The organism is Vibrio sp. 947 (genome assembly GCF_033339115.1).
GTDB classification, from domain to species: Bacteria; Pseudomonadota; Gammaproteobacteria; order Enterobacterales; family Vibrionaceae; genus Vibrio; species Vibrio alginolyticus.
In genome coordinates this window covers 39,881-51,249 of record NZ_JAWOTX010000012.1, presented here as the reverse complement: position 1 = coordinate 51,249, position 11,369 = coordinate 39,881, and the positions used below count along the sequence as shown (strand labels likewise).

The 11,369-nt window shown below is 43.7% G+C and carries 13 protein-coding genes; 7 read left to right on the top strand and 6 right to left on the bottom strand.

Annotated features, from left to right (window positions below):
- Positions 1 to 4: 4 nt before the first annotated feature.
- From R7Q39_RS16015 to R7Q39_RS15990, 6 genes are read right to left on the bottom strand one after another with little or no spacing between them, the layout of a single operon-like run.
- Complete coding sequence (locus R7Q39_RS16015; protein ID WP_315956910.1) at positions 5 to 1,405, bottom strand: AMP-binding protein; 1,401 nt, start codon at positions 1,403 to 1,405, stop codon at positions 5 to 7.
- Between the two features lie 4 nt (positions 1,406 to 1,409).
- Positions 1,410 to 1,970, bottom strand: coding sequence for a hypothetical protein (locus R7Q39_RS16010; RefSeq protein ID WP_151514614.1), 561 nt, complete (start codon positions 1,968 to 1,970; stop codon positions 1,410 to 1,412).
- Positions 1,970 to 2,227 (bottom strand): acyl carrier protein, encoded by a 258-nt coding sequence (locus R7Q39_RS16005; protein ID WP_005382279.1) that lies wholly within the window; start codon positions 2,225 to 2,227, stop codon positions 1,970 to 1,972. Before R7Q39_RS16005 ends, R7Q39_RS16010 begins: the two co-directional genes overlap by 1 nt.
- A 15-nt stretch (positions 2,228 to 2,242) precedes the next feature.
- The gene (locus tag R7Q39_RS16000; protein WP_005382278.1) at positions 2,243 to 2,503 is read right to left on the bottom strand and encodes a phosphopantetheine-binding protein; all 261 of its coding nucleotides are present in this window, start codon (positions 2,501 to 2,503) and stop codon (positions 2,243 to 2,245) included.
- 13 nt (positions 2,504 to 2,516) lie between these two features.
- Complete coding sequence (locus R7Q39_RS15995) at positions 2,517 to 3,284, bottom strand: lysophospholipid acyltransferase family protein (RefSeq protein WP_258483719.1); 768 nt, start codon at positions 3,282 to 3,284, stop codon at positions 2,517 to 2,519.
- Positions 3,281 to 4,009, bottom strand: coding sequence for a beta-ketoacyl synthase chain length factor (locus R7Q39_RS15990; RefSeq protein WP_137281802.1), 729 nt, complete (start codon positions 4,007 to 4,009; stop codon positions 3,281 to 3,283). Before R7Q39_RS15990 ends, R7Q39_RS15995 begins: the two co-directional genes overlap by 4 nt.
- A gap of 76 nt (positions 4,010 to 4,085) precedes the next feature.
- Here R7Q39_RS15990 and R7Q39_RS15985 point away from each other — a divergent pair, with 76 nt between their 5' ends.
- From R7Q39_RS15985 to R7Q39_RS15955, 7 genes are all read left to right on the top strand, one after another.
- Positions 4,086 to 4,484 (top strand): hypothetical protein, encoded by a 399-nt coding sequence (locus R7Q39_RS15985; RefSeq protein ID WP_005382272.1) that lies wholly within the window; start codon positions 4,086 to 4,088, stop codon positions 4,482 to 4,484.
- Positions 4,485 to 4,511: 27 nt separating this feature from the next.
- The gene (locus R7Q39_RS15980) at positions 4,512 to 5,579 is read left to right on the top strand and encodes a class I SAM-dependent methyltransferase (protein WP_005388297.1); all 1,068 of its coding nucleotides are present in this window, start codon (positions 4,512 to 4,514) and stop codon (positions 5,577 to 5,579) included.
- A 7-nt stretch (positions 5,580 to 5,586) separates the two neighbouring features.
- Entirely contained in the window at positions 5,587 to 6,831 is a 1,245-nt protein-coding gene (locus R7Q39_RS15975; protein ID WP_318076442.1) for an NAD(P)/FAD-dependent oxidoreductase, read from the top strand.
- A gap of 210 nt (positions 6,832 to 7,041) precedes the next feature.
- Positions 7,042 to 7,782: a transglycosylase SLT domain-containing protein gene (locus R7Q39_RS15970; protein ID WP_017634789.1), complete on the top strand. Its 741-nt coding sequence runs from the start codon at positions 7,042 to 7,044 to the stop codon at positions 7,780 to 7,782.
- 99 nt (positions 7,783 to 7,881) lie between these two features.
- Positions 7,882 to 9,090 (top strand): DEAD/DEAH box helicase, encoded by a 1,209-nt coding sequence (locus R7Q39_RS15965; RefSeq protein ID WP_005382264.1) that lies wholly within the window; start codon positions 7,882 to 7,884, stop codon positions 9,088 to 9,090.
- Between the two features lie 250 nt (positions 9,091 to 9,340).
- A complete protein-coding gene (locus tag R7Q39_RS15960; protein WP_005388291.1) occupies positions 9,341 to 10,003 on the top strand; it encodes a potassium channel family protein in 663 nt (220 codons plus the stop codon).
- A complete protein-coding gene (locus R7Q39_RS15955) occupies positions 10,000 to 11,367 on the top strand; it encodes a TrkH family potassium uptake protein (RefSeq protein WP_171344880.1) in 1,368 nt (455 codons plus the stop codon). Before R7Q39_RS15960 ends, R7Q39_RS15955 begins: the two co-directional genes overlap by 4 nt.
- Positions 11,368 to 11,369: the final 2 nt, after the last annotated feature.

The following is an 11,369-nucleotide window of genomic DNA, read 5'->3' as shown; positions in this document are numbered from 1 at the left end:
AGCTTTATTGGAATAGTTTTTCAATTTCAGCAACTTGGCGTTTGCCTTGGCTGTTCAATGGAATTTCGTCGACCACTCGGAATTTTCTCGGGATAGCGATCGGTTCTAGCCAATTGCGCAGTGCCTTGCGAAGCTCAAGCCAAAATTTGCCTTTACCAAGTTCATTAAGCACATCGCTGCCTTGATCGTTAAGTACGATGATCGAGACTAACGTGAGGCGACCAGATTTTTCCATTGGGATCACCACGCTTTCTTGAACCCACGGCAATTGCTCTAAACGTTTTTCCACTTCGACAAGGGAAATACGCTTTTCTTCGACTTTGACGATTCGGTCAGTGCGTCCACGCAATTCAAAAGAAATACTATCATGGAAATAGCATTCATCCGCAGTTTGGTACCAAGTGTTTTCATCAATGTGTGGCGAGCGGAGCTTTAAACAATTTTCATGGTTAAGCTCGGCTTCAATACCAGGGAATAACGTCCAGGGAGTACTGGCTTCGTGCTGCTGACGGTAAGCGATGCCGCCGGTTTCTGTGCTGCCAAACACTTCAATAGGAAGTGACCCAAACAACAACTGGCTGTGCTGCGCGGCTTGGTTTGGCAAGGGACCACCAGAAGAAAATACGCACCGAATCGCAACCGGATTGTGCTCTTCACTGAGTCGTTTTAGTAACGCAGGGCTGCTTACTAGCGTGGTGTCAGCATCAGCGTGATGGACAATTTGCTCTGGGAACTCAAGGTTGTGTGCTGAAAATGGACGTGCGGAGCACAAAGGCCACAATACGCGGAACAGCAAGCCGTAAATGTGTTGATGAGAAACGGTGCTTTCAACGTGTGTGCTGGCAACCGTGTCGCCCCACAGGTTATCTAGAATAGCAACTTCGATATCGAGCTGTTTCAGCGTTTTTGCAATGGCTTTTGGTGTGCCGCTTGAACCCGAAGTGAATAGCGTTACCGGTATTTCCGCTAGGTTTAATTCTCGCCAAAAATAAGGTTGTTTGGCCTCTGGCTCGTTAATCACGGTGGTTTCTAGCAATGATTGAGCTTCGATCAAAAGCGAGCTCACCAATTCTGGAACCGAGACATCGGCATCATGCAGCAACAAATCGTAGTGCTCACTGAGCTCTTTGAGTGCTTCTGGTTGGTAATTACCAGGTAATACAATGGATTTTCCTGTATAACAACAAGCAAAAAAGCCAACGGCAAACAGGTAGCTGTTGCCAAAACACAACGCAATGTTTTGCGTTGGTTGGGTTTCTAACTGCTGAGCAAGTGTTGCGACGTGCTGCTGGAAATCACCCCACGTGATAACCGTGTCGCGATCGTAAGAGACTGGGGATTGCTCAAACCTCTCTGCGATGAACAAGGTCGCAAGGGAGGTAAAGCTCGAATACGTTGTATTCATACGATTAGTGTTCCTTTCGAACAAATTGACGCACGATCCATTCTCCAGCGAACAAGCCACCAGCAAGTAAGTAGCTGATGAGGCCGTTATAAAGCGTCCATATTTTTACTGGTAGGAAACAGGTATAGAGTGCAACGGCAGCGTTGAGCGTAAAAAAGGCGCACCAAACCATCGTCACTTTGCGAGTGTAAGCCACGCCACTAGCCGGAAGGTCGGGTTCTTGCAAGCGAGCAAGCCTCTCTATGATCGATTGCGGCTGTTTTAAGCTCAGTCCAAATATACACAGCATACATACATTGACAACGACAGGGTAAAACTGAAGCCACCCATGTTGTTTAAACACCATGCCAAGCGTAATGAGAACAATGCCAACAGCGCCCGTAACGAGCGCCAAGAACTTAAACTCTTTTAGTGGGGTCTTATTTGCGACGAAAACACGCAAAAGTAACGCAGCAATTAACAAGCCCCCAACTAAGTTCAAGCCAAATTTATCTATACCGAAATAGACGGCGAAGGGGTAGGCAAACAGTACAATTGCAGACAGACCAGTCAGCAATTGGCGCATTAACTTTCCTTCAATAACTCAGTGACAGCGTTAACCACATCGTCAACGGTTCTTACTGCACTAAACTCTGCTGGCTTGATTTTTTTGCCAGTGACATTCTGTAGGTGTACGACCAAATCAACGGCGTCAATGCTATCAAGATCGAGATCTTGGTATAAGTGCGCATCTGATTGAATGTCGGCTGCGTCAATTTCGAACAGCTCAACAAGCGCATCTTTAACTTGTTCAAATACTTGATCTTTATTTACATCAGTCATGAATATACCTACAACTTATTCATTAGTTTGAGAAGAAACGTATTTCGCTAGATTTGCTACAGAAGCAAAGTGTTCGCGCGTATTTGAGTCGTCGGCATCAATAACGATGTTGTATTGTTTTTTTATTGCGAGTCCAAGCTCAAGCGCGTCGATAGAATCTAAGCCAAGTCCATCACCAAAAAGTGGTGCATCCGTTTCGATATCATCTACGGTTAAATCTTCAAGGTTTAAAGCATCAATAATAAGTTGCTTAATGTCGTTGTGTAACTGTTCCACTGGGACCTGCTTATTAATAAAAGTTTTCTGGAAAAATGTTTTCAGCTAGGTGCTGTTGTAAGCGTCGCGCCGCTATTGTCGGCGACGTAGTTTGCTTTATAAAGGGGGTAATCTCAACTTTATCCTTAACTTCAACCCTGAAAAAGGGCTTTGTTGCCGGTACTTGATACCATTTTTTCTCTTTTGTGAGGAAACTTGGCGTTACCGTAATATGGACAACTCTTAAATCTCGTTCTGTTCTTACCGCAATTTGTGCTGCACCGCGTTGTAATTTCGGCTCTACACCTGGTGTTGTTCTTGTTCCTTCAGGAAATATAAGCAACACGTTGCCTTTGTTAAATCGTTCATCACAAAGTGCTAATAAATCATCCGGTGCTTCATTGGGAATATATCCGGCTGCTTTTACGATGTGCTTCATAAAAGGATTCGACCATATTGCCGATTTTACTAAACAGTCGCAGCGATTTAATTGTGAAGCAATGAGAACGTAATCGATTAAACTAGGGTGGTTGGCAACAATTAAACAATTACGATCTTTTTGAAGAATATCGGCACCAATAATTTGATAATCGATTGCGCCACTTAGCTTCATCAATTTACAAAATGTGTTGAATGAATATCGAATCGCACCCTGAACTTTATATTCGCGTTCCGTTTGGTCTGAAACAAAAATACGAATGGTCGGAATAACAATGAAACTCAGTACTAAACCACCTAACCCAAATACTGAAAAACAAAAGCCTGTTGCTAGCACACGCCAATACTGATTTAAGCGAGTCATTTTTTGTGCCATTCCCAAATTTGTTTCGGAGCGTGAATAGTCCACTGATTTTCATCTGACAAGTAGTGTTGCAAAAACGCTAAGCCTTGTGGCAACGGGTGGTTTGAGCATTTTGCACTGATGCCGCTTTGCACCGTGAAGCCATCTCCATGAGAAAGTATCAAGCCAAGTCCAAACCCTTTGTATTGTTGGTTTTCATATTCTAAGTAAGAGTCAGGCATAGGCTCATCAAAATCAACAAGCAGTACTTTTTTGTCAGGATTGTCGGACAAAAACAGCCATGCTTCTAATATTGCGCTTTGGAATGTGTTTTCTGCCGCAGCGATAGAAGTTAGGGGAATGGGTTGTTTAGTTGCGATAGTGGCAAGCCCTGCGGCGGTATTGTGCACCGATTGAGAAAAAGCCATCGGAGACGCCTCTTCTCCATTAATTATATCTTCAACTAGTGCGACGCTGCGATGCAGTTCACCATGACGGCTTGAAAATACAAGGTAATCAACTTGATGTTGATTAAGCATTTCGATTGCAGTTTGTACCGCCAGTTTACTGAGTGGGCTCATTCTTCTGCGCATCATCGCAGGAATATTTGCAACATTGATTTTGCCATCTTCTGGCCATTTTATCTCTGTTGCCCATTGTTTCCATTCATTGGATTCGGATAAACCGAATGAATTCGCTGTCCACGCATCAATATTGAACGAAATGTTGATCTTCGAGTTTGGCATATTGGGTTAAATTGTTTATTTTACAGCTCGATACAAATTGGGGTTGACCCAAATTCACAATAAAAAGGAAATTATCATGTCGCGTTTTAAGCTGTATGTCTCGTTATTATTAACTTTGCTTCTTGTTGGTTGTGGACGAGTACAACCTGTAATGAATGTGGAGGATACTCCAGTTGCTTATGATCTTCAAAATAAACAAGTAAAAATGGCCATAGTGCAATCAGCAACTAACCGAGGCTGGACGATCGAAGAAGTAAGCCCTGGTGTTCTTATTGCAAAAATCCACGTTCGTAAACACTCTGCAGAAGTAAAAATCCCATACAATAATAAATATTACTCAATTATTTATCTCAACTCAGTAAATCTCAAAGCAAGTGATGGCAAAATCCACCGCAATTACAATCGTTGGGTAAACAACTTGAATGTTGATATTCAGCGAGCTATTGCATTGTTGGGCAATCAATCTCAACAATAAAACTATTAATTGCAGTTAGGTTTTTCCGTGTTAAATCAAAATAATGACCCTTTTAATGCTTTTGAAGCGAAGACAGAAGCTCAGAAGTTATCTTTTGCACCAATCGTGTTCCAGACCGCCAAAACGCTTCGAGATTTAGGTATTTTAGCCGCTTTAGACAGCGCTGGCGCTCAAGGCATGAGTGCCACAGATATTGCCGAGAAAACGGGAGTATCAGAATATGGTGTTAAAGTACTGTTGGATATGGCGATTAGTGCGCATATTGTTTTATGGGAACGACCTAACTATTCGCTTGCAAACCTTGGTTTTTACCTTCTTCATGATGGTATGACGAATGCAAACATGGATTTTACGGCAGATGTTTGTTACGCCGCGATGATGCATTTGACGGAAGCAATTCAAGAAGGTAAACCGTCAGGTTTGAAAGAGTTGGGCAATTGGGAGACCATTTATCAAGGTCTATCGACGTTACCAGAACAAGCCAAACAGAGCTGGTTTAAGTTCGATCATTTCTATTCGGATCGCTCGTTCCCACTTCTGCTTAAAGAAGTATTTGCAAGCAAGCCAAAGCATCTTGTGGATATTGGCGGAAATACGGGAAAATGGGCGATTCAGTGTTGTAAACATGACCCTGACGTTCAAGTGACGATTGTTGATTTACCACAGCAATTAGAAGTAGCGATGAAGAATGTTTCAGAAAACCAGTTCGTCGAGCGTGTACGTCCATACCCTGCAAACATGCTGGATAAAGCACAAACATTGCCTGGACACGCTGACGTATGGTGGATGAGCCAGTTCTTGGATTGCTTTTCCCCAATTGAGATCCTCAATATCCTTAAAAAAGTTAAAGCCCAGTTAACGAAGGGAGATACTATTTACGTATTGGAGCTGTTTTGGGATGCTCAAAAATACGCGGGAGCTTCCTATAGCCTTAATGCCACTTCTCTCTATTTTACCTGTTTAGCTAACGGTAATAGTCGCTTTTATCGCAGTGATGATTTCTTAGAAATTGTCGAAGCGGCAGGTTTATCTGTCGTTGAAAGAACCGACAATATTGGCCTTGGTCATACCTTATTAAAACTACAAGCAAACTAAATTCAGAATGAAAACAGAGCTCAAGCAAGTTGTTGTCGTAGGAGCGGGGCCATCAGGTTCAACCGTTTCTGCGTTATTAAAATCGCGTGGCATAGATGTTGTTGTCTTAGAAAAAGCGACTTTTCCACGTTTTTCCATAGGAGAAAGCCTACTCCCTGCATGTATGGAAGTTGTTGAACAAGCAGGAATGACTCATGCAGTAAAGCAGTTTGGTTTCCAGTATAAAGATGGTGCTGCATTTCGTCGTAATGGCGTATACACCCAGTTCGACTTTACAAACAAATACACACCAGGACCGGGCACGACGTTTCAGGTTCAACGTGCCAACTTTGATAAAGTATTGGCAGATAGCGCTGAAGAGCAAGGCGTAGAGATTCGTTATCAGCATGAGCTGCTCAACCTAGTGTTTGAAGGGAAAAAGTCTCGATTAGAAGTGCTCGACTCAAATAAGAAGGCTTATCAAATCGAAGCAGATTTTGTGCTGGATGCAAGTGGCTTTGGGCGTGTTTTACCACGCTTGTTGGAGCTAGAAGAACCTTCTTGTCTTCCGCCTAGAAAAGCGATCTTTACCCATATCGAAGATCATATCTCTCCCCAAGAGCCGGAATACGATCGCAACAAAATTTTAATTTCAGTTCATCCTGAAAATCACGACGTATGGTACTGGCTAATCCCATTCTCTAATGGTACCTGTTCGTTTGGTGTGGTGGGTGAGCCAGAATTTTTCGAAAAATACCCAGAAGATAAGATTGCAGCGTTGCAGCAGTTAGCCAATGAAGAGCCGGGTTTGGCTGCTTTATTGCGAAACGCGAATTACCCGAATCCAGCAGGCGAGTTGGGTGGCTATTCTGCTAACGTCAAACGTTTAGCGGCAGAGCACTACGCGTTGCTTGGTAATGCAGGTGAGTTTCTTGATCCTGTATTTTCATCGGGTGTCACTATCGCCATGAAATCGGCAGAGTTTGCAGCGGACTGCGTGGTTCGTCAGCTGAATGGTGAAAAGGTTGATTGGCAAGAAGAGTACTCGCAACGCTTAATGGTGGGAGTGAACACATTCCGCACTTATGTGGAAGGCTGGTACAACGGCACGTTGCAAGATGTGATTTTCTATCAAAACCCGAATCCACGTATTAAACAGATGATTAGTGCGATTTTGGCTGGATATGCTTGGGATACGAATAATCCTTACGTAAAACAAAGTGAGCAGCGTTTGTCGACGCTTGCAGAACTGGTTCGGGAAGCTGAACTGTAAGAATATACATTCGCTTATCCGAGAATCAGTAAACCTAGGTCTTACCAAAAAATTGGTAAGACCTTTTTAATGCCTCTTTACTTTTACTTCTAGCGTGTTGGAGACACATTGACCACTTACATCGGTGTGTATCGAATTTGAGAATTTTTATGGTGACATTGATCACATCTAGAATTCCTGTTGCTGATATTTATATTAAATTTGTAGGAAATGGATTACATTCTGGGAGTGTTCCCTACATCCGGCTTCGTTGTGAAAACGGTTTATAAGCAACTGTATAAGTTAGTAAAGTTCCAAAAACTACACCAAAAAAAAGACAAGTTTCTTACCAAATCAATTCGCTTGGTGAGTTCGAGCCATCGACTACGCCAAACGCTTCCTCTACTTTCTAAAATTGTCGAAGAACATGACGCATCAACGGTCTCTTCGATTGCAGATCCCGAGAACGCGGTAGCGTGGGGAGGTAAAGTTTCTCCAGAGTTCAAATCTAAAGTCATCCGTATTAGTAAAGAGCTAAAGATCAATCCTAATCATCTTATGGCGTGCATGGCATTTGAAACTGCTGAAACTTTCAGTCCAAGCATCAAAAATGGTTCCGGAAGCGGGGCTACAGGGTTAATTCAATTTATGCCCTCTACCGCAGAGTCATTAGGAGTGAACACAAAGACTCTTGCGAGAATGAGCGCGCTTGAACAACTTGACTATGTGAAAGCGTACTATTGGCCCTATCGAAATAAAATTAATAGCTTAGAAGATGCTTACATGGCCATTCTCTACCCTGCTGCGATTGGTAAACCGCCGTCTTTCGTTTTGTTCAGACAAGGCTCAATTGCCTATCGACAGAATGCAGGTATCGACCGCCACAAAACGGGGAAAATCACGCTTAATGATGTTTCCTACAAAGTGAGGAAAAAATTAGAAAAAGGTTTGCAGCCCAATTTCCTGGGCTAAGATTGTGTCATGTTCCTAGTTTTTCGCGCATGAATCCTTCTGTTACTTCACGGGGATTCTGATACACTACGCGCCCATTTCCTCTGTTGAGACCTTTCTATGCCATTTTCTAAGCTTGGTTTAAGCGCATCGATTGCTGATGCAGTAAAAGCGCTAGGTTATGAAAAACCCACTTCTATCCAACAAAAAGCCATTCCAATCGTATTGCGTGGCCGCAATTTAATTGCAGCAGCGCAAACGGGCACAGGTAAAACGGCCAGTTTTGTTCTGCCAATCTTAGAAAAGCTTAGTCGAGGCGAAACGCAACGTAAAAAACGCGCTCGTGCGATTATCCTAACGCCAACACGCGAACTTGCGCTTCAGGTTCATCAAAGTATTGAAGCTTATGGTAAAAACTTACCATTACGCTCAATGGCGATGTTTGGTGGTGTGGATTATGCACCACAAAAACAAGCCTTGATCGAGGGTGTCGATATTGTGGTAAGCACGCCTGGGCGCTTGATTGATCTGTACGGTCAACGCGCGATTCACTTTGATGAAGTGGAAATGCTAGTGCTTGATGAAGCCGACAAAATGTTGGATATGGGATTCATCGATGCGATCGACAAAATCGTCGACTGTATGCCAGAACATGTGCAAAGTTTGCTGTTCTCAGCGACGTTATCTAACCCTGTTCGTGACTTGGCGAAAAATGCGATTATTGATCCTGAAGAGATCACGATTGCAAAGCACAGTGCCTCAAAATCAAATATTAAACAGTGGATCACGACCGTCGATAAAGACATGAAGTCGTCGCTGTTAAGTCACTTGCTTAAAGAAAATGACTGGTCGCAAGTACTGGTATTTATTGAAACTAAACACGGTGCAGCCAAACTGGTAAGCCAACTTGAGAAACGTGGCATTGTGGCAGAAGCATTCCACAGTGGCCGTAATCAGCGTGTTCGCCAGGAATTAATAGAAAAGTTTAAAGCGGGTGAAATCCAGTACTTAGTCGCAACCGGCGTTGCTGCGCGCGGTATTGATATTGATAATCTGCCAGTTGTCATCAACTACGATTTACCTTACCCAGCGGATGAGTATGTACATCGTATTGGTCGTACAGGTCGTGCTGGCGCGAAAGGTGAGGCGATATCACTGGTTTCAAAAGACGACTTTAAGAACCTCTGCATGATTGAAAGCCGTTTAGGGCACTTGCTAGAGCGAGTGGAAATTGAAGGTTTTGCGCCAAGAAAGCCAGTACCAATTTCAATTTTAAATTACGTGCCTAAGAATAAACGTAAACCGCACGATAAGCGCGAATCAAAATAGCCAGTTTATCCCATGATCTAAAAGCCGCATTCTTGCGGCTTTTTGCGTTTTTAGGCATCCAATAATGTAGCCATCGCGACGGTTTCTATTCGGTAATGAGGAAAAAAGTTAATCAGTGTCATACGCTTAACACGTAAAGTGAATCAAGGTGCGTTAAGCTTTTGTCAATTATCTGTCCGCAGGTTTGCACAAGGTAAGGAATGGGCGCAAACTTTTTTGCTTGCTAATGAATGCATAAGATGGGGCACAAATGAAAACAGGTGATAAGCAATTCGCCGTTATTGGTCTTGGCCGATTTGGTTTGGCAGTGTGTAAAGAGTTACAAGATTCAGGCGCTCAAGTTTTAGCCGTTGACATCAACGAAGACAGAGTTAAAGAAGCTGCCAGTTTTGTTAGTCAGGCGGTTGTGGCTAACTGTACTCACGAAGAGACGGTTGCTGAGCTCAAACTTGATGATTACGACATGGTGATGATTGCCATCGGAGCGGATGTCAATGCCAGTATTCTTGCGACATTGATTGCTAAAGAGGCGGGAGTAAAGTCAGTATGGGTTAAAGCCAACGACCGCTTCCAAGCTCGTGTTCTGCAAAAAATTGGCGCAGACCACATTATCATGCCTGAGCGTGACATGGGGATACGTGTCGCGCGTAAAATGCTCGATAAACGGGTTCTTGAGTTCCACCCATTAGGCAGTGGCTTAGCTATGACGGAGTTTGTGATTGGCTCTCGTTGGATGGGTAAGACACTAAGTGATTTGGCTCTGTGCAAAGTCGATGGCGTGCAAGTGCTAGGGTTTAAACGGGGCCCAGAAATTACCAAGGCACCTGACCTTAATACCACACTAGAAATTGGTGACCTAATTATTGTGGTCGGCCCTCAAGATGCGCTCGCAAATAAATTAAAATCGCTATGACGTATTTTCATCAGAAAGGTGTTTTTTACGCACCAGATGGTAAACAAGAGAAAGCGAAAGGCAACGAACCGCGAATTATATTGCTCAGTTTTCTCGGTGTTTTACTGCCTTCTGCGGTATTGCTAACCTTGCCAGTTTTTTCTGTTACGGGCCTGTCGATAACGGATGCTTTGTTTACTGCAACGTCCGCTATTAGTGTGACAGGGCTTGGTGTTGTCGATACTGGGCAACACTTTACGCTTGCGGGTAAAATCTTGCTGATGTTTTTAATGCAAATCGGTGGGTTGGGGCAGATGACTTTGTCGGCGGTCTTACTCTATATGTTCGGCGTGCGTTTGAGTTTGCGTCAACAAGCGCTGGCGAAAGAAGCATTAGGGCAAGATCGGCAAGTCAATCTAAACCGACTAGTAAAGCGGATTGTTGTTTTCGCGCTTGTTGCAGAAACGATCGGGTTTATTTTTCTCTCTATCCGCTGGGTCCCTGAAATGGGCTGGCAGACTGGTATGTTTTACGCCTTGTTTCATGCAATTTCTGCATTTAACAACGCTGGGTTCGCGCTGTTTTCTGACAGTATGATGAGCTTTGTGAATGATCCGTTGGTTGTCTTTACACTGGCGGGGCTATTCATTTTTGGCGGGCTTGGTTTTACTGTTGTGGGTGACATCTGGCTAAACTGGCGCAAAGGTTTCCACTTTTTGCATCTTCACACCAAAATCATGCTGATTGCGACACCGATATTGCTCTTAGTCGGAACGATGATGTTTTGGTTACTTGAGCGAAGCAACCCAAACACAATGGCGTCTTTACCTGCAACAGGGCAATGGTTGGCGGCATTCTTTCAATCTGCGAGTGCTCGAACGGCAGGGTTTAATAGTGTTGACTTGGCGTTGTTTACCCAGCCAGCCTTACTGGTCATGATTGTTCTAATGTTAATTGGAGCGGGTTCCACCTCAACGGGGGGCGGTATTAAAGTTTCCACATTTGCTGTTGCGTTTATGGCTACGTGGACCTTTTTACGCCAAAAGAAACATGTGGTTATGTTTAAGCGAACCATAAATTGGCAAACTGTGACTAAGTCATTGGCAATTATCGTTGTGAGCGGAGCCATCCTGACAAGCGCAATGTTTTTATTGATGCTTACCGAGAAGGCCAGCTTTGATAAGGTTATGTTTGAAACCATTTCCGCATTTGCCACAGTGGGGCTCACCGCCGGTTTGACTGCGGAACTTTCTGAACCTGGTAAATACATTATGATCGTGGTGATGATCATTGGTCGTATTGGGCCGCTCACGCTTGCCTACATGTTGGCACGTCCTGAACCTACCTTGGTCAAATACCCAGAAGACGCCGTTCTTACAGGTTAATA